Below are 24,487 nucleotides of genomic sequence, written 5' to 3'. Positions count from 1 at the left end.
CACTTTAGACGCCCTTTTGAATCACGCCGAAGAACACCATGACGGCGGTAACCGCGATCCACAGAATGGCCAGCGGAATGAAGACCTTCCAGCCCAGGCGCATGATCTGGTCATAGCGGAAGCGCGGGAAGCTGGCACGGAACCAGATGTAGGCACTGGCAAAGAAGAACACCTTGACGAACAGCCACGGTGCACCGCCCTTCCAGATCCAGTCGACCAGCGGCGAGACATCGCCGAAGTTGACCCAGCCCTGGACCGGGCTCAGCCAGCCGCCAAGGAAGAAGATCGAGATCAGGAAGCTGATCAGGATCATGTTCGCGTATTCGGCCAGGAAGAACAGCGCAAACGCACCACCGGAGTACTCGACCATGTGGCCGGCGACGATTTCCGACTCGCCTTCCACCACGTCGAACGGCGCGCGGTTGGTTTCAGCCACGCCCGACACCCAGTAGATGACGAACAGCGGGAACAGCGGCAGCAGGAACCAGTCGAAGAAGCCGGAGCTGCCGGCCTGCGCCATCACGATGTTGCTCAGGTTCAGGCTGCCCGAAGCGATCATCACGCCGACCAGGGCGAAGCCCATCGCGATTTCGTAGCTGATCATCTGCGCCGAGGCGCGCATCGCACCCAGGAACGCGTACTTCGAGTTGGAGGCCCAACCGGCCAGGATGATGCCGTAGATGCCCAGCGAGGTCATCGCCAGCAGGTACAGCAGGCCGGCGTTGGCGTTGGACAGCACGATCTGCGAATCGAAAGGCACCACCGACCAGGCCGCGAAGGCCGGGGCCAGGGTGATCAGCGGGGCCAGCAGGTAGATCGCCTTGTTGGCGCTGCTCGGCTGGACCACTTCCTTGAACAGCAGCTTGAAGACGTCGGCGAAGGCCTGGAAGATGCCCATGCCCACGTACATCGGGCCGTGGCGGACGTGCATCCAGCCGATCAGCTTGCGTTCCCAGACCACGTAGAAGGCCACCGAGACGATCACCGGAACGGTGATCACCAGGATCTTCAGGATGATCCAGACCAGCGCGCCGATGTCACCGAGGCCAAGCAGCCACTGGTGCAGCGGGTCGACCGCGTTCAACAGCAATTCGTTCATGCAGCCACCACCGTTACGCGAGCGGCACCCAGCGGCGCGGTCGCGCCGTGGCCCGATTCAATCCAGACCGAACCCGCAGCGACGCGGGCGTCGACCACCACCGGCAGGGTGGCCTTGCCGGCATCGGTGCCGACCTTGGCCATCTGCCCTTCCTGCAGCTGCAGGCGAGCGGCATCTTCAGCGTTCAGCACGATGCGCGGGGCGTTGTTGAGCGGATGCGACTGCAGCGCCGGGGCGCGACGGACCACCGCGTCGGTGCGGTAGATCGCGGCGGTCGAAGCCACTTCCAGGCCTTCGCCGGCCACGGCCGGCTGCGCCGAAGCGGCAACGCTGACCGACACCGGACCCAGGCTGGCGCGCAGGCCGGCCAGGTCGGTGAAGTCGAAACCGGCCAGCGCCATTTCGCCGCCCAGTGCGCGCAGCACGCGCCAGCCTTCACGCGCCTCGCCCGGCAGCTTGCCGCCGGCACGGGCCGACTGCTCGCGACCATCGAGGTTGGTCAGGGTGGCGTCGATTTCCGGCAGCGCGCCGATCGGCAGGATCACATCGGCAACGTCGCGGGTGGAGACACAGGCGAACTGGCTGAAGGCCACCACCTTGGCACCGACCAGCGCCTTGCGCGCCGCCGGAGCATCGGCGAAGTCCAGGCCCGGCTCCAGGCCGTACACCACGTAGGCCTGGCGCGGCTGCGCCAGCATCGCGGCGACGTCCTTGCCGGCCGGCAGCACGCCAGCGCGGGTCAGGCCAACGGCGTTGGCGCCCTGCGGGATGCGGCACAGCTTGGCACCGGTGGCGGCTGCGAAGTCACGCGCGGCGGCACGGATCGCGGCAGCCTGCGGGTGGTTCTCGGCGATGCCGCCGACGATCAGCACGGTGTTGTTGCCACCCTGCACTGCCGAACGCAGCTCGGCGTTGGCCAGCGCGTCGACGAACTTCGACGGCGCGACGATCTGCTTGCCAGCGATGCTGAAGGCAAAGTCGAAGTCCACCGGGTTGACGACGTGGATCTTGGCGCCATGGGTGGTCTGCGCCTTGCGCAGGCGGGCGTGCAGCAGCGGCAGTTCGTGGCGGATGTTGCTGCCCAGAACGACGATGCGATCGGCGCCTTCGATTTCCGCCAGCGGCAGGCCGAACACTTCGGCGGTCGCGGCGTCGGAGAAATCGCGGTTGTTGATGCGGTGGTCGATGTTGCTCGACCCCAGGCCCTTGGCCAGGCGGGCCAGCAGCGCGCCTTCCTCGTTCGAGGTCGACGGATGCACCAGCACGCCCAGGTTGTCGCCCTGGTTGGCCTTGAGGATTTCGGCGGCCGCGGCCAGGCCTTCGGCCCAGCTCACTTCCTTCCACTCGCCATTGACCTTGCGCAGCGGCTTGACCGCACGGTCTTCGCTGTACAGGCCCTGGTGCGAGTAGCGGTCACGGTCGGACAGCCAGCATTCGTTGACCGCTTCGTTGTCGCGCGGCACGGTGCGCAGCACTTCGCCGCGACGCACGTGCAGGAACAGGTTCGACCCCATCGCGTCGTGGTAGCCCAGCGACTCGCGTGCGGTCAGTTCCCACGGGCGGGCGCGGAACTGGAACACCTTGTTGGTCAGCGCACCGACCGGGCAGACGTCGACGACGTTGCCGGACAGTTCGGTGGTCAGCGGCTTGCCGTCGTAGGTACCGATCTGCAGGTTCTCGCCGCGGTACATGCCACCCAGTTCATAGGTGCCAGCCACGTCGGCGGTGAAGCGCACGCAACGCGTGCACTGGATGCAGCGGGTCATCTCGGTGGCGACCAGCGGACCCATGTCCTCGTCCGGCACCACGCGCTTGCGCTCGTTGAAGCGGCTGACCGAACGGCCATAGCCCAGCGAAACGTCCTGCAGCTCGCACTCGCCGCCCTGATCGCAGATCGGGCAGTCCAGCGGGTGGTTGATGAGCAGGAACTCCATCACCGAACGCTGGAACTTCAGCGCCTTCTCGCTGCGGGTGGCGACCTTCATGCCGTCCATCACCGGGGTGGCGCAGGCCGGCGCCGGCTTCGGCGACTTCTCCACGTCCACCAGGCACATGCGGCAGTTGGCGGCGATCGGCAGCTTCTCGTGGTAGCAGAAGCGCGGAATGGAGATGCCGGCCTTGTCGGCGGCCTGGATGATCATCGAGCCCTTGGGCACGACCAGCGACTTGCCATCGATCTCGATGGTGACGTGATCGGGTGGGACGCTCGGATTTACGGGTTGCGCGCTCATGCAGCGGCTGCCTCCACCTTCTTGCCGTCAACCATCGAATGACCGTTGACGATGTAGTACTCGAACTCGTCCCAGAACTGGCGCAGGAAGCCCTGGATGGGCCATGCAGCCGCTTCGCCGAACGCACAGATGGTGTGGCCTTCGATCTGGCCGGCCACTGCCTTCAGCTGGTGCAGGTCTTCCATCGTGGCCTTGCCGGCAACGATGCGCTCCAGCACGCGGTGCATCCAGCCGGTGCCTTCTCGGCACGGGGTGCACTGGCCGCAGGATTCCTTGTGGAAGAACTGGCTGATGCGGCATGCGAACTTGACGCAGCAGACGCTGTCATCGAGCACCACGACGGCGCCCGAACCCAGGCCCGAGCCCAGTGCACGGATGGTGTCGTAGTCCATCGGCAGGCCCTTCAGCTCGGCCGCGGTCAGCACCGGCATCGACACGCCGCCCGGAATCGCGCCCTTCAGGGTGCGGCCCGGACGCAGGCCACCGGCCATTTCCAGCAGGTCGTCGAAGGTGGTGCCCAGCGGCACTTCGAAGTTGCCGCCGTTCTGCACGCAGCCGGACACCGAGAAGCACTTCGGGCCGCCGTTGGCGGTCAGGCTCAGGCCCTTGAACCACTCCGGACCATTGCGGATGATCGCCGGCACCGAACCGTAGGTTTCGGTGTTGTTGATCGTCGACGGCTTGCCGTACAGGCCGAAGTTCGCCGGGAACGGCGGCTTGTAGCGCGGCTGGCCCTTCTTGCCTTCCAGCGATTCCATCAGCGCGGTTTCTTCGCCGCAGATGTACGCGCCGGCGCCCAGCGCACCATAGATGTCGATGTCCACGCCCGAGCCCATCACGTTCTTGCCCAGCCAGCCATTTGCATAGGCGTCGGCCAGGGCCTGCTCGAAGTGCTCGAACGGCTCGTGGTGGAACTCACCGCGCAGGTAGTTGTAACCCACGGTCGAACCGGTGGCGTAGCAGGCGATCGCCATGCCTTCCACCACCGAGTGCGGGTTGTAGCGCAGGATGTCGCGGTCCTTGCAGGTGCCCGGCTCGGATTCGTCCGAGTTGCAGAGGATGTACTTCTGCATGTTGCCCTTGGGCATGAAGGACCACTTCAGGCCGGTCGGGAAGCCGGCGCCACCGCGGCCGCGCAGGCCCGAGGCCTTGACCATCTCGATGACCTGCTCCGGCGGGATCTTCTCTTCGAGGATCTTGCGCAGGGCGGCGTAGCCACCGGTCTTCAGGTAGCTTTCGTACGACCACGGGGTGTCGTAATGCAGGGTGGTGTAGACCACCTGGTGCGGCAGCGGCGCGGGGCCGACCGGACCCTTGGATTCGTGGTGATGTGCCATGCCCTTACTCCAGCCCGTCCAGCAGCTCGTCGACCTTTTCCAGGGTCAGACGCTCATGGTAGTGACCGTTGATGACCATCATCGGCGCGCCACCGCAGCCGGCCAGGCACTCTTCCTCGCGCTTGAGGTAGACGCGGCCGTCGGGGGTCGATTCACCGTGCTTGATGCCCAGCTTCTTCTCGCAATGGCGCACGATGTCCTCGGCGCCATTGAGCCAGCAGCTGATGTTGGTGCAGATGGCCACGTTGTTGCGGCCCACCTTCTCGGTCTCGAACATCGAGTAGAAGCTGGCGACCTCGTAGGCCCACACCGGCGGCAGATCAAGGTACTTGGCCACGCCGGCGATCAGCTCGTCGGTCAGCCAACCCTCGTTCTGCTCCTGGGCCGCATGCAGGCCCTGCAGCACGGCAGAGCGCTTGCGGTCCGGCGGGAACTTGGACAGCCAGTGATCGATGTGAGCGCGGGTCTTGTCGCTCAGCACCACCATCGGGTCGACGTCGCGCGCCGCCTCGAAATTACCTGTCGCCTTCATCGGCCGACCTCAGCGAAATGCATAACGTGAAATTGCAGAAACTGCGGCGCCGGCTTGCGCCGGCTGCCTGCAGCGGGCGTTGGCGTGGCGGACGGCATTACCGGTCAACCTCGCCGAACACCAGGTCGTAGGTACCGATCATCGCCACCACGTCGGCCAGCATGTGGCCGCGCACGACCGAATCGATCGAGGACAGGTGGGCGAAGCCCGGCGCACGCAGGTGCACGCGGAACGGCTTGTTGGCGCCATCGGAGACCAGGTAGCAGCCGAACTCGCCCTTCGGCGCTTCCACCGCCGCATAGGTTTCGCCGGCCGGCACGCAATAGCCTTCGCTGAACAGCTTGAAGTGGTGGATCAGCGCTTCCATGTCGTCCTTCATGTCCTCGCGCTTGGGCGGAGCGACCTTGAAGTTCTTGACCATGACCGGGCCGGGGTTGGCCTTCAGCCACGCCACGCACTGCTTGATGATGCGGTTGGACTCGCGCATTTCGGCAACGCGGACCAGGTAGCGGTCGTAGCAGTCGCCTTCCTTGCCCAGCGGGATGTCGAAATCGACGGCATCGTACTTGGCGTACGGACGCTTCTTGCGCAGGTCCCAGGCGATGCCCGAGCCGCGCAGCATCACGCCGGTCATGCCCCACTGGTGGGCCAGTTCCGGGGTGACGACGCCGATGCCGACGGTACGCTGCTTCCAGATACGGTTGTCGGTCAGCAGGGTCTCGTATTCGTCGACACGACCCGGGAATTCGTTCGTGAAGTTTTCCAGGAAGTCCAGCAGCGAACCTTCACGCGAAGCATTGAGCTGCTTCAGCGCCTTGCCCTTGTGCCAGCGCGATTCCTTGTACTTCGGCATGTGGTCCGGCAGGTCGCGGTAGACGCCGCCCGGACGGTAGTACGCCGCGTGCATGCGCGCGCCGGAGACCGCTTCGTAGCAGTCCATCAGCTCTTCGCGCTCGCGGAAGGCGTACAGCATCACCGCCATCGCACCCAGGTCGAGCGCGTTGGAGCCCAGCCACATCAGGTGGTTGAGGATGCGGGTGATTTCGTCGTACATGGTGCGGATGTACTGCGCACGCTCCGGCGCCTCGATGCCCATCAGGGTCTCGATCGCGCGCACGTAGGCGTGCTCGTTGCACATCATCGACACGTAGTCCAGGCGATCCATGTAGCCGATCGACTGGTTGAACGGCTTGGACTCGGCCAGCTTCTCGGTACCACGGTGCAGCAGACCCACGTGCGGGTCGGCGCGCATGATGGTTTCGCCGTCCATTTCCAGGATCAGGCGCAGCACACCGTGAGCGGCCGGATGCTGCGGGCCGAAGTTCATGGTGTAGTTGCGGATTTCCTGCCGGCTTTCGGCGGCGTTGCTGGCGAAGGCTTCGCCGGCCTGGTGTACGTGGCTCACTTCACTGCCTCCTGCGCGCGCTCACCTTCTGCGGTCTGCAGACGGGCGTCGTCACGGATCACGCGCGGCACGCCGACACGCGGCTCCACCGAGGTGACCGGTTCGTAGATCACGCGCTTCTTTTCTTCGTCGTAGCGGACTTCGACATTGCCGATCAGCGGGAAGTCCTTGCGGAACGGATGGCCGACGAAACCGTAGTCGGTCAGGATCCGGCGCAGGTCCGGGTGGCCTTCGAAGATCACGCCGTACAGGTCGAACGCTTCGCGCTCGAACCAGTTCAGGCCCGGCCAGATGCCGGTCAGCGAGGACACCACCGGCAGCGCTTCGTCAGGAGCGAAGCAGCGCAGGTGCATCATCAGGTTGTGCTGGTACGAACGCAGCTGCGCGACCACGGCGAAACGCTGGGTCGGCATGTGCTGCGGGCGGGCACCGTCGGCACCGTTTTCCTCGGTGGGGAACTCACCCCACGCGAAACGGCCCTGGGCCTTGCCTTCGACACCACGGCTGAAGCCCTGCGAGGACACGTCGGCGGTGTCCCATTCGTCGGAGCCATAACCGAGGTAGTCGACGCCGCAGAGATCCACGGCCTGCTCGAAACCAAACTCGTCACGCAGCGCCAGGGCGGTGGCGTGCCACTCGGCGGCAGGCACTTCCAGCGTCACTTCGCCGCGGGGTTCGACCACGATGACCTTCGCACCTGCGAAACGTGCGGAGAGTCGGTCGATGAAGGATGCTTGCTCTGCCATGGGGGCTTGGCGCGCTCTTGTCAGGTGAAGGGGTCAGCGGGCGATGGTCTGTGTACGCCAGATCTTCTTCTGCAGCTGCAGGATCCCGTACACCAGCGCCTCGGCGGTCGGCGGGCAGCCCGGGACGTAGACGTCCACCGGCACCACGCGATCACAGCCGCGCACGACAGAATAGGAGTAGTGGTAATAGCCACCGCCGTTGGCGCAGCTACCCATCGAGATGACCCACTTCGGGTCCGGCATCTGGTCGTAGACCTTGCGCAGCGCCGGGGCCATCTTGTTGACCAGGGTACCGGCCACGATCATCACGTCGGACTGACGCGGCGACGGGCGGAACACCACGCCGTAGCGGTCAAGGTCCAGGCGCGCGGCGCCGGCGTGCATCATCTCGACCGCGCAGCAGGCCAGACCAAAGGTCATCGGCCACATCGAACCGGTGCGTGCCCAGTTCAGCAGTGCGTCGACGCTGGTGGTGACGAAGCCCTTTTCCAGCAGCGGGTTGTCGCCTTCCGGCCGCAGGATGTCATCAACCCGGCCTTCCGGCGTGGGGTTGTTCATGAGGCCATCGAGAGTCTGAATCACTCCCATTCCAGCGCTCCCTTCTTCCAGACGTAAATGAAACCGAGGAACAGCATGCCGACGAACAGGCCCATGGTGATGAGCGAACGGGCGCCCAGCTCCATGAAGACCTGGGTCCACGGCACGATGAAGATGATTTCCAGGTCGAAGACGATGAACTGGATCGCGATCAGGTAGTAGCGCACGTCGAACTTCATGCGCGCGTCTTCGAAGGCCTCGAAGCCGCACTCATACGGCGACAGCTTTTCCAGATCGGGGCGGCGGGGACCGAGGAATCGACCAACCAGCATCAGCGTAATGCCGATACCGGTGGCAACGATCAGAAACAGCAGAGACGGCAAATATTCGGCCAGCACAGCGATTCTCTCTTGCCTCTGCCGCCGCGCCTGCAGGCGCTTTGGCATGGGGGAGTGGACGGGAATCTGCCTGGCGCCTTGCGCGCCAGACGAACCCGCTTTACTTACAAATGGTGCCCAAGAGGGGACTCGAACCCCTACGACTTGCGTCGCTACCACCTCAAGGTAGTGCGTCTACCAATTCCGCCACCTGGGCAAACGATCACATCAGACTATCTTCCCGATGCGCCGCGTATTGTAACCGGCTTCAGTCTTTCTGGGAGCCTTCCGAAGGCTTTTCTTCACCAGAATTCGAAGATTCCGCCTTGGCCGGCACATTCGCGGCCGGAACCGGGGCGGCCGGGACCGCATCGGCCTTCGGAACGGCCGGCAGTTCGCCGGCCGGAGCCGCCGGGGCACTGGCCGCCGGGGCGGACATCAGGCCCAGATCCTGGTCGGCTGCCGGGCGGGTGCCGTGACCGGCATACCAGGCCATGAAGAGGCTGATACCGAAGAACACCACGGCCAGCCACTTGGTCGACTTGGACAGGAAGTTCGAGGCGCCGCGCGCACCGAACACCGTACCCGAGGCACCGGCACCAAAGCCCGAACCCGCCGCCGCACCCGAGCCACGCTGCATCAGGATCAGCGCGATCATGGCCACAGCGACCAGCACGTAGACGACATTGAGGATCAACATCAGCATTGGAAACCGCCCTCGGACAATACTTCTAGGATTAGTTCGCGGCCGCCGCCCTTGCGATGGCCAGGAAGTCCGCGGCCACCAGGGAGGCGCCGCCGACCAGCCCACCATCGACATCCGGCTGCGCGAACAGTTCCCCGGCATTGTCGGGCTTCACGCTACCGCCGTAAACAATGGGCAGTGAATCAGCGATTCTAGCATCGATGCGCGCGACTTCGCCACGGATGAACGCGTGCACCTGCTGCGCCTGCTCCTTGCTGGCGGTACGGCCGGTACCGATCGCCCAGACCGGCTCATAGGCCACCACGGCCTGGGCGAAACCGGCCGCGCCGACCAGCTCGAGCACCGGCGCCAGCTGACTGGCGATGACCGCTTCGGTCTGGCCCGCCTCGCGCTGCTCCAGGGTTTCCCCCACGCACAGCACCGGCACCAGGCCAGCATGCAGGGCCGCGGCGAACTTGCGCGCGACCAGCTCGCTGCTTTCGTGGTGATACTGGCGGCGCTCGGAATGGCCGACCAGGCCATAGCGGGCACCGACCTCGTGCAGCATGGCGGCGCAGACCTCGCCGGTATAGGCGCCCTTCTCGTTGCTGCTGACGTCCTGCGCACCGAACACCAGGCCGGTGTCACCGAAGTCCTCGACCAGCTCGCCCAGGTACGGCAGCGGCGGCAGGATCACCACGTCCACCCCCTCCAGCGGCAGCCCGGTGGCCACCTGCCCCAGCAGTTCATTGGCGAATTGACGGCTGCCATGCAGCTTCCAGTTTCCGGCGACGATCTTGCGGCGCATGAGCGGGTGGCTCCTGTGTGAAGTCAGCCGGTCATGATACCCGTTACGGAAAAATCCGTTTCCGTGTAAGCGGTTACATGGATTTTCAGCCAACGGCGCAGCCCCTCGTGGCGGGTCGCCTGGGTTGGGTGGGGCGCAGAGAGCCCGGTTGGATTTGGAGCTTGGCCGGGCGGGTGGGACTGCGCAGGGGTCGCTGCAAGTACGTCCCTGTAAGCTCGGTCGCCGCATCCATGCGGCTCACGCCCCTGCGCAGCCCCACCCGCCCGGCCTCTGACAGATTCCGGCGGTTCCGCCCGCCACGGAAAGAAATAAGAAGAGCAAAAGCAAAAAGCGGCATTCCGGGTACCCCTGCCCCGCTTCGATCTGACGGATCCCATCCACGCATGGCGTGAAATCGTGTCGACCAAGGTCGACACCCACCAACCGTCACCGGGGAACTGCCGGAGGCGGGGCGGTGTGGGTTGGCAGGACCGTTGGCGCCATGGATGGCGCCATCGAGCCCCCAGGGACGGGTTCATGGCGTGTCCTGCCGACCCACACCGCCCCGCCCAACCCGCAGAAACCCAGAGCCGCTTTCGACGTTGACGTTGCCGGCCAGCGGCCGGCACTACCGCGGGTGCAGGGCGCAGCCCTGCAAAGAAAAAGGCCGCCTTTCGGCGGCCTTCACTTCTTGTTACTTCAGCTTGATCTCGCGCAGGCGTTCCTCGAGGAAGCCGTGGGCGGTGATCGCCTCCGGGTACCGGCTCGGGTTCTCCGGGGTGATGCACGAGGGCAGCACGTCGATCAGGAAGTCCGGATTCGGGTGCAGGAAGAACGGCACCGAGTAGCGCGGCTGGCGCGCCAGGTCACCCGGGGGATTGACCACGCGGTGGATGGTGGACGGATACACATGGTTGGTCAGGCGCTGCAGCATGTCGCCGATGTTGACCACGATGGTGTCCGCATCTGACGTAAACGGCACCCACTCGCCTTCGTGCGACTGCACTTCCAGGCCGGCGGCGCTGGCGCCGACCAGCAGGGTGATGAAGTTGATGTCGCCGTGGGCACCGGCGCGCACGTTCGGGATGTCGTCGGTGGTGATCGGCGGGTAATGGATCGGACGCAGGATCGAGTTGCCGAAGTTGGTCTTGTCGGCGAAGAAGTCCTCCGGCAGGCCGATGTGCAGGGCCAGCGCCGACAGCACGCGCGAACCCAGGTTGTCCAGCGCCTGATACAGACCGTAACCGCGCTCACGGAAACCCTCGACCTCGGTCGGCCACAGGTTCGGCGCCATCACGTCCCGGTACTTGGAATCGTCGGCGATTTCACGGCCGATGTGCCAGAACTCCTTCAGGTCGAAATGCTTGGAGCCCTTGGCGGTTTCCACACCGAACGGGGTGTAGCCGCGGGCGCCACCGCTGCCGGCCACGTGGTACTTGCGCTTGACCTCTTCCGGCAGGGCGAAGAAGGCCTTGAAGGCATCGTAGGCCGCGTCGATGTCGGCCTGCGGGATGCCGTGGTTGCGGATGCCCGCGAATCCCCATTGGCGGTAGGCCGCGCCCAGCTCGGCCACGAAGGCCTCGCGGTCGCTGTCGAAACGGGTGATGTCGAGGGTGGGGATCTGGCTCACAGCGGTTCCTGGCTTGTCGTTGGGTCTGAGGGGGCCAACGCATTCATGGCCCGCCTGAACATTGTGACAGATCGCCCGGGGGACGCCACTCGATACAAGGAAACAAACCGATACAATGCGCGACCCGCGCGCGGAGTAACGCTTCCGTCACGTGGTCCCCGCCCCTCTCCCGCGCGCCCTGAACCTGCCCCGCCATGCCCGCAGCTGCCTCCGCCGCCCCCGCCATAGAAGGTTCCGCCCGGCGTTGGCGCCGGCTGGCCTGGTGGTCGCTGTTCATCGCCGGCAATGCCGTGCTGGCCGCCGCGATCGCGCTGGGCAATGTACCGCTGCGTGACAATCCGGGCGGCGGCGCCGGCCTGGCCTATCTGGCGGTCGCGCTGCCCGGCCACCTGCTCGCCTTCGGCGCGCTGGCCGGCCTGCTGCCGTTGCTGCTGGGCCTGTGGTCGCGCAGTGCGCGTACGCTGAGCATCAGCGCCGTACTGCTGCAGGGCCTGTGGCTGTGCCTGCTGCTGGTCGACGCCAAGATCTTCACCCTGTACCGCTTCCACCTCAATGCCATGGTCGTGAACATGGTGTTCGGCGGCGCCCTGCAGGACCAGGTCGCCCTGTCCTGGAAGACCTGGCTGCAGGTCGCGCTGCTGGCTGCCGCGGTATTCACCGCCGAGGGCCTGCTGGCCTGGGCGTGCTGGAAATTGCTGCCGGCAGAGCCACGCCGGCGCAGGGTGCTGCAGGCCTGGGCAGTGGTGGCGCTGCTGATGGGCGGTGGCCAGGTCGCTACGGCCTACTACGACGCCCGGGGCGACCGCGATGTGATCGCGCAGTGGAACTACCTGCCGTGGGCACAGCCGATCACGGCCAAGAGCTTCATGCGGCGCCTGGGCGTGGTCAGCCAGCAGCAGGCAGGCCTGCCCGACCCGCGCCATGCGCAACTGTTGTACCCGCTGCATCCGCTGCGCTGCCAGAGCCCACATCGCCCCAACGTGCTGATGGTGGTACTGGAATCGCTGCGCCGCGATGTGCTGACGCCGCAGCTGATGCCCAACACGTCGGCGCTGGCGCAGGATGCGCGCGTGTTCGACCACCATTTCAGCACCGGCAATGCCACCCGCTATGGCCTGTTCGGGCTGCTCTACGGCCTGCCCGGCGGCTATTGGCCGAGCATGCTTGACGAACAGCGCGGCTCGCAGCTGTTCCAGGTGCTGGGCCAGCAGGGTTACGACCTGCACCTGTACGGCAGTGCGCCGCTGTACAGCCCGGAATTCGACCGCACCGTGTTCGCCGATGTACGCGACCAGCTGCACCAGGGCCCATCGGCACTGAAGTCCGACGGCCGCGACCGCGCGATCATCAGCGCACTGCAGCAGGACATCCGCGCCAGCCAGGCCGCGCAGCGCCCGTGGTTCGGCTTCGTGTTCCTCGATTCCACCCACGCGCCCTACCACATGCCCGACGGCTACCCGCCGGTGGCCACGCCAATGGCTGCGGACATCGACTTCCTCAAATTCGGCCCTGAGCATGACCCGACGCCGGAACTCAACCGCTACCGCACCGCCGTGCACTATGCCGACAGCCTGATCGGCACGCTGCTCGACGATCTGCGCGCACAAGGCCTGGCCGAAGACACCATCGTGCTGGTCACCGGTGACCATGCCGAGGAATTCAACGACCTCAAGCTGAACTACTGGGGTCACAACGGCAACTTCTCCGACTATCAGCTGCAGGTGCCCTTCGTGCTGCATTGGCCGGGCCAGGCCAGCGGCCGTGAATCACGCACCAGTTCGCACGAGGACTGGGTACCTACCCTGATGCGCCATGCATTGGGCTGCGAGAACGCATTGACCGATTACAGCACCGGCCACGACCTGCTGGCCGAACCGCAGGGCAGGCGCGCGCTGGTGGTCGAAAGCTGGTCGCAGCGCGCGGTGCGCGATGGCGATGCCATCTACGTGTTCGACAAGTTCGGCAACGCGACCGCGCTGGACCTGCATTACCGCCCGCTGCCACAGCAGACCCCTGATGCGGGCGCTGTCCGCACTGCATGGGAAGCGCTGACCCGCTTCCGCAACCGCTGAGCCTCAAGGATCGACCCGCATGAACCGTCCGCTGCGCATCCTGCACACCGAAGCCGCCAAAGGCATGGGCCGGCAGGAGATCTACATCTTCCGCCACATGCAGGTGATGCGCGCACGCGGCCACGCGGTGTCGCTGCTGTGCCAGCCCGATGCGCGGCTGGCCACCCTGGCACGCGATGATGGCTTCACCGTGCACACCCTGCGCATGGGTGGCCTGGCCCGGTTGCTGCGCGGCATCTGGTCGGTGTCGCGGCTGGTGCGCCGCGAACGCTACGATGTGGTGAACACAACCAGCCGCCGCGACGCACTGATCGCTGCCGCCGGTGCGCGCCTGGGCGGAACCCCGCTGGTGGTGCGCTCGCGCCATTTGATGAGCCCGGTCAATTCACTGCTGACCTATACCCGGCTCCCGCACCGGGTGCTGACGGTCAGCAGCTTCGTCAAGCAACTGCTGGCCGATCGCGGTGTGCCAGCCGAGCACATCGGCATCGTGCCGCCGATCGCGGTGCCGCCGCGCTGGAGCGACATGCGCCTGGAGAATCCGTGGCAGCGACTGCAGGAAGTGCGCGCCGAAGTCCGCGCCGAGCTGGGCTTCGGCGAACAGGACGTGGTGGTGGGATGCGTGGCGGTGCTCCGCGAGCCCAAGGGCCACGCCGATCTGCTGCAGGCGATGGTGCCGCTGTGCAAGGCCAACCCGAACGTGCACCTGGTGGTGGTGGGTGACGGCCAGCCGGTGATGGATCGACTACAGACGATGCGCGACACGCATGGGCTGCAGGCGCAGGTGCATCTGCTCGGTTACCGCGATGGGGCCTGCCGGCTGATGGCCGGGTTCGACATCTTCGCGCTGGCCTCACACAAGGAAGCCGCCGGTACCGTGTTCCTGGAAGCGGCCTACGTCGGCGTACCGATCGTGGCCACCCGTGTCGGTGGCGTACCGGAGATGGTGGTCGACGGCAGCAATGCGATCCTCACCCGGCTGGGCGACAATACAGCCCTGACCGGCGCCCTGCGCCTGCTGGTGGACGATCCGGAACGGCGGCGGCAGATGGGCCGCGCCGGGTGGGACTGGATGCGCAGCGCGCACCGTTTCACCCCGGATGGCCACGGCGAGACCACCGAACACTATTACCACCAGTGGCTGAAGGAGCTGGGACATGGCTGATGCCCGAACCGTACCGGTGCTGATGCACCACCACGTGAGCCCGTCGCCGGGCATGATCACCGTGTCGCCGGAGAATTTCGAAAGCCAGATCGCGTGGCTGGCCGGCAACGGCTGGACCTCGCTGACGCTGGACCAGTACGCCGGTTTCCTGGCCGGCAGGCCGGTGCCACGCAAGTCGATCGTGATCACTTTCGACGATGGCTACCTGGACAACTGGGTCTACGCGCACCCGATCCTGCAGAAGTACGGCATGCACGCGGTGGTGTTCGTGGTCACCGGCTGGATGGGCGAAGGCCCGGAGCGGCCGCACGCCGGCATCGCCGGAGCGTCGCTGCCCGCCACTCCGGACCACCGCGGCTGCGAAGCGGCGATCTACGAACAGAACCGCAGCGATGATGTGATGATGCGCTGGAGCGAAGCGCGTGCGGCCATCGCCGCCGGCACCTTCGAAGTGCACTGCCACACCCACACCCATACCCGTTGGCTGCGCCGCGACGACCTGGACCGTGCACAGCGCCGCGCCGGCCTGAGCCACGACCTGGCGATCTCGCGCGACGTGCTGCAGGAAAAGCTGGGCGAAGTATCCGACACGCTGTGCTGGCCCTACGGCGATTTCGACCAGGACCACATTGAAGTGGCACGCGAGCAGGGTTTCCGCTACCTGCACACCACCCACCCGTTCGGCCGCAACGTGGTGGGCGGCGATCCGGAACGCATCTACCGGTTTGCGATCCGCAACCGCCCGGCCAGCTGGCTGCGCAAGCGCATCGCGCAGAGCTACAACCCGCTGATCGCTCCGCTGTTCAATGGCTTCAAGGCGCGCCAGAAGAAGATGGTGCCGGGGCCGTAACCGCGACAGCGGCAGGCTCCACCCAGCTGCCACCGATGGCCTGGGCCAGAGCGACCATCGCGGTCTGCCGGTCGACCACCGCCTGGATGCGCGCTTGCCGCGCGCTGCTGGCAGTGCCCTGTGCGACCACAACTGCGGTGTAATCGACCGTCCCTGCACGATACTGATTGCGCAGGATCACCTCCGCGCGGTTGGCCGCGGCTTCCGCCTGCACGCGCGACTGGCTGACATCGGCATAGACCTGCATCGCCACCAGATTGTCCTCCACCTGCTGGAAGGCGCCCAGCACGGTCTGCCGGTACACCGCCGCCGCCTGGTCGAACTCGGCGCGTGCCTGCGCAACCCGGCCGCGGGTCGCGCCTGCATCGAACACCGTCTGCAGCGCGCTGATGCCCAGCGACCACAGGCTGGTCGAAGCGGTGAACAACTGCCCCCAGGCGGTAGCGTTGCTCTGCCGATCGCCACTGATGGTGAACTGCGGGAAGTAGCCCGCGCGCTGGATGCCGATGTTGGCGTTGGCCGCCGCCACCCGGCGCTCCGCAGCGGCCACGTCGGCGCGCCGCAGCAGTACCTGTGACGGCACGCTGGAAGGTACGGCCGGCACCCGTTCATTCCATTGCGCAGGCACAAGACGGAAGGTCGAGGGATTCTCGCCGATCAGCACGGCGATGGCGTGTTCCAGCTGGGCACGCTGCAGGTCCAGTGTACGCAGCTGGGCCTGCGCATTGGCCAGGGTAGTCCGGGCCTGTTCGACATCGGCGGCGGCGGCCACGCCCACCGCATACTTGTTGCCGGTGATGTCCAGCGAACGCTGGTAGCCCTGCACGGTCTGTGCCAGGTCCTGGTGCTGCGCATCGAGCCCGCGCAGCTGCAGGTAATCGATGGCCAGCTCGCCCTGTGCCGACAGCGTGGCGTTGGCGAGGTCACCGGCACTGGCTGCGGCCTCGGCGCTGGCCTGGCTGACACTGTTGCCGACCCGCCCCCACAGGTCCGGCTCCCAGCTGGCCCCTACCTGCACCGAGTAACGCCGGCCACCAGCGGCGTTGCCGCTGGCATCACTGCCCTGCCCGCCGCTGCGGGTACCCGTGCCCTGTGCGGTGACCTGCGGCCACAGTGCTGCGCGTTGCTGCTGGACCAATGCACGCGCGGCAGCATAGGTGGCCCGGTATTGCGCTACGTTCTGATTGTCGACCACCACGCGCGCCTGCAGCGCATCCAGCTGCGGATCATTGAACAGTGTCCACCATTGGCCCTTGCCGACCGCGTCGGACGGCACCGCCTCGGACCAGCCCGGAGCCTCCTTGAAAGTGCCGGGTGCCGCCTGCAGGGGCACACCGTGATAGGCCGGTGCCAGCGAGCAACCGGGCAACAAGCCGATGGCCAGCAACAGTGGCAGGCCCATGATTGCTCTCATCGCACGTCTCCTGAAGGCAGCGCGGACACCGCAGACTCGCCGCCACGCCGCGCGTGGCCGGATCGATCCAGGGCCAGGAACACCACTGGCGTGGTCAACAGGGTGATGAACTGGCTGACCAGCAGCCCGCCCATGATGGCGATGCCCAGCGGCCGCCTGAGCTCGGCTCCGTCGCCAAACCCGATCGCCAGTGGCAGCGCGCCCAGCCCGGCGGCAAGACTGGTCATCAGGATCGGCCGCAGGCGCAGGATCGAGGCTTCCCGGATTGCCTGCAGCGCGCTCAGTCCACGGCTGCGCTGTGCCTCCAGCGCGAAGTCGACGATCATGATCGCGTTCTTCTTGACGATGCCGATCAGCAGGATGATCGCGATCAGCGCGATCAGATCCAGCTGGCTGCCGGTAACGATCAGCGCCAGCAGCGCGCCGACACCGGCCGCCGGCAGGGTCGACATCACAGTCAACGGATGAATCGCACTTTCGTAGAGGATGCCCAGCACCACGTAGATCGCCAGCAGCGCCCCCACGATCAGCAGCGGCAGTGTCGCCAGCGACTGGTTGAACACGCGCGCGGTGCCACCAAACTCACCGCGCACGCTCGCGGGCAGGTGCAGCGAATCGAGCGCCTGCTCGATCAGCTGCGCGGCCTGGCCGAGGGCTATGCCCGGAGGCAGGTTGAACGATACGGTGGCCGAGGGCTCGCCATCGCTGTGATTGAGCCGCGCCGGCGCCGACTGCGACGACCAGCGCGAGAACGCCGACAGCGGCACCAGCGTGCGTATCGGCGCTGCGTATCCGGCGGTTGAAGGGGGTGCGGGTGCCGCGCTGGCCAGGGCCGTTGCAGCCACGCTTGCGGTCAGCGATGTGGTGCCCGTCACGCTGGTGATCAGCGCGCCTGACGGAACCTTGATATCGGCCAGTGCCAGTGGCGAGCCGTTGAAGCGCGGCGCGGCCTCCATCACCACGTGGTACTGGTTCAATCCCGAATACAGATTGGCGACCTGACGTTGTCCGAACGCGTCGTAGAGCGCGTTGTCCACCGACTGCATCGATACCCCCAGCCGTGCCGCCGCATCACGATCGACCTCGACATAGGCACTGGCGCCTGCATCCTGCTGGTCAACGTTCAGATCGACCAGCACATCACTGTGAGGCTTCAATGCCGCCAGCAGGCGGGTGGATGCCTGCTGAAGCTGGTCTGCGTCTTCGGCCTTGAGCACGTACTGGTACATCGAGGTCGTCTGCCGCCCCCCGACATTGAGGTCCTGCACCGGGTTGAGCGTGGTCGCCACCCCTTCGATGCCCGCCAGCTTCGGCCGCAGCCGGGCAACCACCTCCGCCACCGGGGGGCGTTGCCCGCGCGGCACCAGTACCACGAACAGGAAGCCACCGCCGGCTCGACTCCCTCCAGAGAACGCAACCACATCCTGTACCGCAGGATCGGCACGGATGATCTTCACCGCCTGCGCCAACCCGTCACGCAGCGCGGTGAACGAAATGCTCTGGTCGGCGCGGATGCCACCGTTGAGGGCGCCGGTATCCTGCGCGGGAAAAAACCCTTTCGGTGCTACGACCATCAGGTAGACATTCAGCGCGATGGCCAGCGCCAGCGAAAGCAGCATCACACCGCGATGCGCCAGCGCCCAGTCCAGGCTGCGCACGTAGCGCTGCTGCATGCGATCAAAGCCCTGCTGCACGCTGCGCATCAACCGCCCCTGCTGCTCGCCCTGCGCGGGCGGTACGAGCAGCAGCGAGGCCATCATCGGCGTCACCGTCAACGACACCAGCAGGCTGATCGCCACCGCGATCGACAGGGTCAGGGCGAACTCACGGAAGATGCGCCCGATCAGTCCGCCCATGAAGATCAGCGGTACGAACACTGCGATCAGGCTGGTGGAGATCGACAGCACGGTGAAGCCCACCTCGCCGGCACCGAGCAGGGCCGCTGCACGCGCCTGCATGCCATCCTCGATGTGGCGGCTGATGTTCTCCACCACCACGATGGCATCATCGACGACGAAGCCAGTGGCGACCGTCAACGCCATCAACGACAGGTTGTCCAGCGAGAAGTCCAGCAGGTACATCATCGCGAACGTGCCCAGCAGCGAGGCCACCACCGCCACGGCCGGGATCAGCGTCGCGCGCCAGCTGCGCAGGAACAGGCTGACCACCAGCACCACCAGCAACGTGGCGATCACCAGCGTGGTCTCCACTTCACGCAGCGAGGCGCGGATGGTCAGCGTGCGATCACTGGCCACGGCCAGGTGCACGTCCTCCGGCAGGTTGGCCTGCAGCGCCGGCAGCAGCGCCTGGATTGCATCAACGGTGTCGACGATGTTGGCGCCCGGCTGCCGCGAGATGATCACCGACACCGAGGGCTGTCCATTGAACAGGCCCATGGTGCGCACGTCCTCCGGGCCATCCTGCACCGAACCCACGTCGCGCAGGCGCACCGCCGCGCCGTTGCGCCAGGCCACCACCACGTCGCGATAGTCGGCCGCATGCAGCCCGGGTGTATTGGAATAGACCTGGAACGCGCGCCCGTCACCATCGATGACACCGCGCGGACGGTTGGCGCTTTCCGAGGACAGCGCGGTGCGCACGTCCTCCAGTGCGATGCCGTACTGGGACAGCGCCGACAGGTCCAGCTCGACCCGCACCGAAGGCAGTGCCGCGCCACCCAGTTCGACGTTGCCGACCCCCTGCACCTGCAGCAGCCGCTGCTGCACGGTGGCCGATACCGCGTCGTAGATCTCCGAGGGCGTGCGCGTGGCCGAGGTCAGGGCGAGGATCAGGATCGGCGCATCGGCCGGATTCATCTTGCGGTAGGTCGGATTGCTCCTGAGCGTGGTCGGCAGGTCCGCGCGTGCGGCATTGATCGCCGCCTGCACATCACGTGCGGCACCGTCGATGTCGCGCGACAGGTCGAACTGCAACGTCACCTGCGCCGAGCCCACGCCCGACTGCGAGGTCATCTCGTTGACGCCGGCGATCACGCCAAGGCGCCGCTCCAGCGGCGAGGCCACCGTGGTCGACATGGTCTGTGGGCTGGCGCCGGGCAGGCTGGCCTGGACCACGATGGTCGGAAAATCGATCTGCGGCAGGGGCGCCACCGACAATTGCGGATACGCCGCGATACCAGCCAGCATCATCCCCAGCGCCAGCAGCAGCGTGCCGATCGGGCGCCGGATGAAGGGGGCCGCCAGGTTCATCCCGGTTCCCCCGTTGCGGCGGCCGGTCGTGCGTGGCGCTCGCGCAGGCGCTCGAACATCAGGAAGATCACCGGCGTGGTGAACAGGGTCAGCGCCTGGCTGAGGATCAGGCCACCGGCGATGGCGATGCCCAGCGGTTGCCGCAGCTCATGGCCCATGCCACTGCCGAAGATCAGCGGCAGTGCCGCGAACAGTGCGGCGAAGGTGGTCATCATGATCGGGCGGAAGCGCAGCAGCGCGGCCTGGCGGATCGCCGCCACCGCATCCTTGCCCTCTTCGCGCATCGCCATCAACGCGTAGTCGATCATCATGATCGCGTTCTTCTTGACGATGCCGATCAGCAGCACGATGCCGATGATGCCGATCACGCCCAGTCCCCAGCCACTCAGGCCCAGTGCCAGCAGCGCGCCGACGCCGGCCGATGGCAGCGTCGAGAGGATCGTCAGCGGGTGCACGAAACTCTCGTACAGCACGCCCAGCACGATGTAGACCACCACCACCGCGGCGAGAATCAGCAGCATTTCATTGCCCAGCGAATCCTGGAAGGCGCCGGCGGCACCGGAGTAGCACGTGTTCAATGCGGCCGGCAGTGCGATGTCCTGCTGCACGCGCGCAATCGCCCTCATCGCGGTGCCCAGCGATACGCCCGGCGCCAGGTTGAAGCCGATGCTGGCGGCCGGGAACTGCGCTTCGTGGGCGATCACCAGCGGTGCGGTGCCGTTGCGGATCGTGGCCAGCGCGGTCAACGGCACCACGGTGTTGCCCGCTGGCACGTACAGGTGCTGCAGGCCCTGCGGGCCGGTGAGCAGGTCCGGGCTTGCCTCCAGGATCACCCGGTTCTGGCTGGACGCGGTATAGATGGTGGAGACGATGCGCTGGCCAAACGCATCGTAGAGCGCGTTGTCCACCGCCAGCGCGTTGGCGCCGAGGCGGGCGGCAGCGTCGCGGTCGATGTCCACGATCACCGAGCTGCCCTCGCCCAGGCTGGCCGGGGTGACGTCGCGCAGCTCATCACGCTCGGCCAGCGCCTGTGCCAGCCGCTGCCCCCACTGATCGACCAGCGTCTGGTCGGCGCCCTGCAGTACCAGCCGGTAGCCGGTGATGCCCGGCTCGGTATCGATCACCAGGTCCTGCACCGGCTGCAGGAACAGGCGCACGCCAATGATGCCGTCGGTGCGCTGGCGCAGCCGCGACACCACCTCGTCCAGATTCGAGCGCTGCCCGATCGGCACCAGGTTGATCGACAGCCGCCCCTGCTTCAGCGCTGGATTCTGCCCATCCACGCCGATGCTGGACGACAGGCTGGCCACCGCCGGATCAGCCAGCAACGCGTTGGCCACCTGCTGCTGCAGCTCGCTCATCGCGGCAAAGCTGAGGTCCTGGGTAGCCAGCGTGGTGGCCGCGATCTGGCCGGTATCCTGTTCTGGAAACAGGTTGCGCGGCACCACCGCAAACAGCAGCGCAGTGAGGCCAAGGGTGGCGACGAAGGCCAGCAGGGTCAGCCGCGCATGCACAATCACCCAGTCCAGGCCGCGTGCGTAGAGCGCAGTGAGCTGCTCGAAGCGCTGCACTGTCCATTGGCTGATCCGTGATGGGCGCTCCTGCTGCGCTGGCCGCAACCAGCGTGCGGCCAGCATCGGCACCAGGGTCAGCGCCACCACCGCCGACAGCAGGATGGTCGCCGCCAGCGACACCGCGAATTCACGGAACAGGCGGCCGACGATATCGCCCATGAACAGCAACGGGATCAACACCGCGATCAGGCTGACCGTCAGCGATACGATGGTGAAGCCGATTTCGCCCGCGCCTTTCAACGCCGCCTGGAACGGGCGCATCCCGTTCTCGACGTGGCGGGAAATGTTTTCCAGCACCACGATGGCATCGTCGACGACGAAGCCGGAGGCGATGGTCAATGCCATCAAGGTCAGGTTGTTGATCGAGAACCCCATGGCCCACATCGGCGCGAACGCACCCAGCAGTGACAGCGGTACCGCAATCGAAGCGATCAGCGTGGCGCGCCACGAACCGAGGAACATGAAGATCGCCAGTGTCACCAGCAGCACGGCCACCACCAGCTCGAAGCACACATCCGAGACCGAGGCGCGGATGCCCTCGGTGCGGTCGCTGAGCAGTGTGACGTGCACGTCGGCCGGCAACTGGGCCTCCAGTCCGGGCAGCGCCTGGCGGATGGCGTCCACCGTTGCGATGACATTGGCACCGGGCTGGCGCTGCACATCCAGGATGATCGCCGGCTCGCGGTTCATCCATGAACGCAGCCGCGTGTTCTCGGTGGAGCTGACCACGTTGGCGACATCGCGCAGGCGCACCGCGGCCCCGTTCTGGTAAGCCACCACCAGCACCGCGTATTGGTCCGCACTGGCCAGCTGGTCGTTGGCATCGATGGTCCAGCTCTTGCTCGGCCCATCGAAACTGCCTTTGGCCGCGTTGACGTTGGCGTTGCCGATGGCGGTGCGGATGCTCTCCAGCGAAAGTCCGCGCGAAGCAAGTGCAGCCATGTTGGCCTGGATGCGCACCGCCGGACGCTGGCCGCCGGACACCGAGACCAGGCCGACGCCGCTGACCTGGCCGATGCGGTTGGCGAACTGGCGCTCGACGATCGCCTCCACTTCACCCAGCGTGCGCGCGGGCGAGGTGATCGCCAACGACAGGATCGGCGCATCGGCCGGATTGACCTTCGCATAGACCGGTGGCGCCGGCAGGTCGGTGGGCAGCAGCGTGCTGGCCGCATTGATCGCCGCCTGCACTTCCTGCTCGGCCACGTCCAGATCAAGATCGAGGTTGAACTGCAGCGTGACCACCGAAGCGCCCGAGGAACTGCTGGAGATCATCCGTGCCAACCCGGGCATCTGCCCGAACTGGCGCTCCAGCGGGGCGGTCACCGTCAGCGCCATCACTTCCGGGCTGCCGCCTGGATACAGCGTGGTGACCTGGATGGTCGGGTAATCGACTTCGGGCAGCGCCGACAGCGGCAGGTTGAAACAGGCGATGAGGCCGGCCAGCAGCATCGCCACCATCATCAGGGTGGTCGCCACCGGGCGCAGGATGAAGGGGCGCGAAGGCCCTCCGGCGGTGTCCTCTGCGGTCTCCGCCGCGCCGTCCATCAAGGCGAGCCCTTCTTGTGCTGGCTCCGCGTCTTGCCGGTGCCGGTGCTGGGCGCGCCTCCTCCCACCCGCACCTGCGAGCCATCCTGCAGCCCGTCTGCACCGGCGGTGACCACCGATTCGTCACCCTTCAGGCCGCCAAGGATGGCCATCTTCTGGCCCACCATCGGGCCGGTCGTGACCACCTGCATGCGCACCTTCTGCCCGGGCTGCAGCACGAACACGAAATCACCCGGGGTGCCGTGGCGCACCGCGCTGACCGGCACCACCATCGCCTGAGGCAGGCTGCGCACCTGCAGCACCACGTTGACGAACTGGTTCGGGAACAGCTTTCCATCCGGGTTGGCGAAACGCGCCTTGGCCTTGACCGTGCCGGTGCTGGTATCGATCACATTGTCGAGCGCCTGCAGGCGGCCCTCGCCCAGCAATGTCGCGCCCTCCTGGGCCAGTGCCTGCACCACCAGGTCATCGCCCTGCACGTCGCCCCGCGCCCCGAGCAGTCCAAGCTGGCCCTGTGGAATGGCGAACGCGATATCGATTGGATCCTGTTGGGTGACCACGGCGATGCCCGTGGTGTCCTGCGCGGTCACGTAGTTGCCGATGTCGGTCAGGCGCAGGCCGACCACGCCGGTTACCGGGCTGCGGATGGAGGTGTAGCCCAGGTTGAGTTCAGCGGTCTGCACCGCCGCCGCATCCGCCTGCACGGTTCCCTGCAGCTGGTGGACCAGCGCCGCCTGGGTATCGACCTGCTGGCTTGCGATCGAGTCCTGCGCCAGCAGCGTGCGGTAGCGCGCAAGATCGACCCTGGCCGCAGCCAGCTGCGCCTGGTCCCGCGCCTGGTCGGCGCGCGCCTGCGCCAGTGCTGCCTGGAACGGCCGCGGATCGACCTCGGCCAGCACCTGTCCCTGCTGCACCTGCTGTCCCTCGCGGAACAGGATGCGCCCGAGCACGCCGGCCTGCTGCGAGCGTACCGTGGCCGTGGCCAGCGGAGTGACGGTGCCGATCGCGGTGATCGTCACCGGGACGTCCATGCGCGCGACTTTCTCGACGCTGACCGATGCGGTCGGACGCCCGCCGCCACTTCCTCCACCATGGCCCGCCAGCCAACGGGCCAGCAGCGCGATGGCCACCGCCACGATGACCACCATCACCCACGTCCATGCACTCCTGCCGCGCCGCCTCGCAGGCGGCGTCACCTCTGCATGCATTGGCACCCTCCACTGCCGGTATCCCCTGGCACGCCCTCGCCTTCCCGGTGATTGCCGGGAAGGCGAGGGATTGAACAGCGT

General features: G+C 66.5%; 18 protein-coding genes and 1 tRNA gene. 3 read left to right on the top strand and 16 right to left on the bottom strand.

The window, feature by feature from the left end; all coding sequences use genetic code 11:
- Positions 1–4: 4 nt before the first annotated feature.
- The 12 genes from nuoH to SSKA14_RS09070 form a co-directional block, all read right to left on the bottom strand.
- Positions 5–1,099, bottom strand: a complete 1,095-nt coding sequence (gene nuoH / locus SSKA14_RS09125; protein ID WP_008267793.1) for an NADH-quinone oxidoreductase subunit NuoH — start codon at positions 1,097–1,099, stop codon at positions 5–7.
- Positions 1,096–3,330 carry an NADH-quinone oxidoreductase subunit NuoG gene (gene nuoG, locus SSKA14_RS09120; RefSeq protein WP_008268286.1) on the bottom strand — a complete coding sequence of 745 codons (2,235 nt, stop codon included), beginning with the start codon at positions 3,328–3,330 and terminating at the stop codon, positions 1,096–1,098. Before nuoG ends, nuoH begins: the two co-directional genes overlap by 4 nt.
- Positions 3,327–4,667 carry an NADH-quinone oxidoreductase subunit NuoF gene (gene nuoF / locus SSKA14_RS09115; protein WP_006458704.1) on the bottom strand — a complete coding sequence of 447 codons (1,341 nt, stop codon included), beginning with the start codon at positions 4,665–4,667 and terminating at the stop codon, positions 3,327–3,329. Before nuoF ends, nuoG begins: the two co-directional genes overlap by 4 nt.
- Before the next feature lie 4 nt (positions 4,668–4,671).
- Positions 4,672–5,199: an NADH-quinone oxidoreductase subunit NuoE gene (nuoE, locus tag SSKA14_RS09110; protein WP_006381132.1), complete on the bottom strand. Its 528-nt coding sequence runs from the start codon at positions 5,197–5,199 to the stop codon at positions 4,672–4,674.
- A 97-nt stretch (positions 5,200–5,296) separates the two neighbouring features.
- The gene (locus tag SSKA14_RS09105; RefSeq protein WP_008264464.1) at positions 5,297–6,604 is read right to left on the bottom strand and encodes an NADH-quinone oxidoreductase subunit D; all 1,308 of its coding nucleotides are present in this window, start codon (positions 6,602–6,604) and stop codon (positions 5,297–5,299) included.
- A complete protein-coding gene (locus SSKA14_RS09100; protein ID WP_005410462.1) occupies positions 6,601–7,350 on the bottom strand; it encodes an NADH-quinone oxidoreductase subunit C in 750 nt (249 codons plus the stop codon). The genes SSKA14_RS09105 and SSKA14_RS09100 overlap by 4 nt, the downstream gene beginning before the upstream one ends.
- A gap of 33 nt (positions 7,351–7,383) precedes the next feature.
- Positions 7,384–7,938, bottom strand: a complete 555-nt coding sequence (locus tag SSKA14_RS09095) for an NADH-quinone oxidoreductase subunit B (RefSeq protein ID WP_005410463.1) — start codon at positions 7,936–7,938, stop codon at positions 7,384–7,386.
- Positions 7,929–8,285 (bottom strand): NADH-quinone oxidoreductase subunit A, encoded by a 357-nt coding sequence (locus SSKA14_RS09090; RefSeq protein ID WP_008265012.1) that lies wholly within the window; start codon positions 8,283–8,285, stop codon positions 7,929–7,931. Before SSKA14_RS09090 ends, SSKA14_RS09095 begins: the two co-directional genes overlap by 10 nt.
- A 111-nt stretch (positions 8,286–8,396) precedes the next feature.
- Positions 8,397–8,481, bottom strand: a tRNA-Leu gene (locus SSKA14_RS09085).
- Positions 8,482–8,532: 51 nt separating this feature from the next.
- A complete protein-coding gene (secG, locus tag SSKA14_RS09080; RefSeq protein ID WP_006458798.1) occupies positions 8,533–8,970 on the bottom strand; it encodes a preprotein translocase subunit SecG in 438 nt (145 codons plus the stop codon).
- 31 nt (positions 8,971–9,001) lie between these two features.
- The gene (gene tpiA / locus SSKA14_RS09075; protein WP_008268328.1) at positions 9,002–9,757 is read right to left on the bottom strand and encodes a triose-phosphate isomerase; all 756 of its coding nucleotides are present in this window, start codon (positions 9,755–9,757) and stop codon (positions 9,002–9,004) included.
- Positions 9,758–10,430: 673 nt separating this feature from the next.
- The gene (locus tag SSKA14_RS09070) at positions 10,431–11,366 is read right to left on the bottom strand and encodes a 2-oxoglutarate and iron-dependent oxygenase domain-containing protein (protein ID WP_008266043.1); all 936 of its coding nucleotides are present in this window, start codon (positions 11,364–11,366) and stop codon (positions 10,431–10,433) included.
- A 194-nt stretch (positions 11,367–11,560) separates the two neighbouring features.
- Here SSKA14_RS09070 and SSKA14_RS09065 point away from each other — a divergent pair, with 194 nt between their 5' ends.
- Genes SSKA14_RS09065 through SSKA14_RS09055 form a run of 3 tightly spaced genes read left to right on the top strand, consistent with a single transcriptional unit; the run spans position 11,561 to position 15,453 of the window.
- Positions 11,561–13,438 (top strand): sulfatase-like hydrolase/transferase, encoded by a 1,878-nt coding sequence (locus tag SSKA14_RS09065; protein WP_008267577.1) that lies wholly within the window; start codon positions 11,561–11,563, stop codon positions 13,436–13,438.
- A 19-nt stretch (positions 13,439–13,457) separates the two neighbouring features.
- Positions 13,458–14,603, top strand: coding sequence for a glycosyltransferase family 4 protein (locus SSKA14_RS09060; protein ID WP_008266391.1), 1,146 nt, complete (start codon positions 13,458–13,460; stop codon positions 14,601–14,603).
- On the top strand, positions 14,596–15,453 hold the full coding sequence (locus SSKA14_RS09055) for a polysaccharide deacetylase family protein (RefSeq protein WP_008265576.1): 858 nt from the start codon (positions 14,596–14,598) through the stop codon (positions 15,451–15,453). Before SSKA14_RS09060 ends, SSKA14_RS09055 begins: the two co-directional genes overlap by 8 nt.
- On the opposite strand, the gene SSKA14_RS09050 is transcribed toward SSKA14_RS09055, so the two are convergent.
- From SSKA14_RS09050 to SSKA14_RS09035, 4 genes are read right to left on the bottom strand one after another with little or no spacing between them, the layout of a single operon-like run.
- Entirely contained in the window at positions 15,416–16,867 is a 1,452-nt protein-coding gene (locus SSKA14_RS09050; protein WP_157635932.1) for an efflux transporter outer membrane subunit, read from the bottom strand. The genes SSKA14_RS09055 and SSKA14_RS09050 overlap by 38 nt on opposite strands.
- On the bottom strand, positions 16,864–20,076 hold the full coding sequence (locus tag SSKA14_RS09045; RefSeq protein ID WP_008268727.1) for an efflux RND transporter permease subunit: 3,213 nt from the start codon (positions 20,074–20,076) through the stop codon (positions 16,864–16,866). The genes SSKA14_RS09050 and SSKA14_RS09045 overlap by 4 nt, the downstream gene beginning before the upstream one ends.
- Positions 20,073–23,198 carry an efflux RND transporter permease subunit gene (locus SSKA14_RS09040; protein WP_008267463.1) on the bottom strand — a complete coding sequence of 1,042 codons (3,126 nt, stop codon included), beginning with the start codon at positions 23,196–23,198 and terminating at the stop codon, positions 20,073–20,075. The genes SSKA14_RS09045 and SSKA14_RS09040 overlap by 4 nt, the downstream gene beginning before the upstream one ends.
- Positions 23,198–24,346: an efflux RND transporter periplasmic adaptor subunit gene (locus SSKA14_RS09035; protein WP_008266191.1), complete on the bottom strand. Its 1,149-nt coding sequence runs from the start codon at positions 24,344–24,346 to the stop codon at positions 23,198–23,200. Before SSKA14_RS09035 ends, SSKA14_RS09040 begins: the two co-directional genes overlap by 1 nt.
- Positions 24,347–24,487 lie beyond the last annotated feature (141 nt).

The organism is Stenotrophomonas sp. SKA14 (assembly GCF_000158575.1).
In the GTDB taxonomy this organism is placed as follows: Bacteria; Pseudomonadota; Gammaproteobacteria; order Xanthomonadales; family Xanthomonadaceae; genus Stenotrophomonas; species Stenotrophomonas forensis.
This window is presented reverse-complemented; position numbering and strand designations above follow the sequence as displayed.

Coding starts and splice junctions, on each gene's coding strand:
- nuoF (WP_006458704.1), bottom strand. CDS start 4,667: ATGGCACATCACCACGAATCCAAGGGTCCGGTCGGCCCCGCGCCGCTG.
- SSKA14_RS09050 (WP_157635932.1), bottom strand. CDS start 16,867: ATGAGAGCAATCATGGGCCTGCCACTGTTGCTGGCCATCGGCTTGTTG.
- SSKA14_RS09035 (WP_008266191.1), bottom strand. CDS start 24,346: ATGGTGGTCATCGTGGCGGTGGCCATCGCGCTGCTGGCCCGTTGGCTG.
- nuoH (WP_008267793.1), bottom strand. CDS start 1,099: ATGAACGAATTGCTGTTGAACGCGGTCGACCCGCTGCACCAGTGGCTG.
- SSKA14_RS09065 (WP_008267577.1), top strand. CDS start 11,561: ATGCCCGCAGCTGCCTCCGCCGCCCCCGCCATAGAAGGTTCCGCCCGG.
- nuoG (WP_008268286.1), bottom strand. CDS start 3,330: ATGAGCGCGCAACCCGTAAATCCGAGCGTCCCACCCGATCACGTCACC.
- SSKA14_RS09095 (WP_005410463.1), bottom strand. CDS start 7,938: ATGGGAGTGATTCAGACTCTCGATGGCCTCATGAACAACCCCACGCCG.
- SSKA14_RS09100 (WP_005410462.1), bottom strand. CDS start 7,350: ATGGCAGAGCAAGCATCCTTCATCGACCGACTCTCCGCACGTTTCGCA.
- SSKA14_RS09055 (WP_008265576.1), top strand. CDS start 14,596: ATGGCTGATGCCCGAACCGTACCGGTGCTGATGCACCACCACGTGAGC.
- tpiA (WP_008268328.1), bottom strand. CDS start 9,757: ATGCGCCGCAAGATCGTCGCCGGAAACTGGAAGCTGCATGGCAGCCGT.
- SSKA14_RS09060 (WP_008266391.1), top strand. CDS start 13,458: ATGAACCGTCCGCTGCGCATCCTGCACACCGAAGCCGCCAAAGGCATG.
- nuoE (WP_006381132.1), bottom strand. CDS start 5,199: ATGAAGGCGACAGGTAATTTCGAGGCGGCGCGCGACGTCGACCCGATG.
- SSKA14_RS09040 (WP_008267463.1), bottom strand. CDS start 23,198: ATGGACGGCGCGGCGGAGACCGCAGAGGACACCGCCGGAGGGCCTTCG.
- secG (WP_006458798.1), bottom strand. CDS start 8,970: ATGCTGATGTTGATCCTCAATGTCGTCTACGTGCTGGTCGCTGTGGCC.
- SSKA14_RS09045 (WP_008268727.1), bottom strand. CDS start 20,076: ATGAACCTGGCGGCCCCCTTCATCCGGCGCCCGATCGGCACGCTGCTG.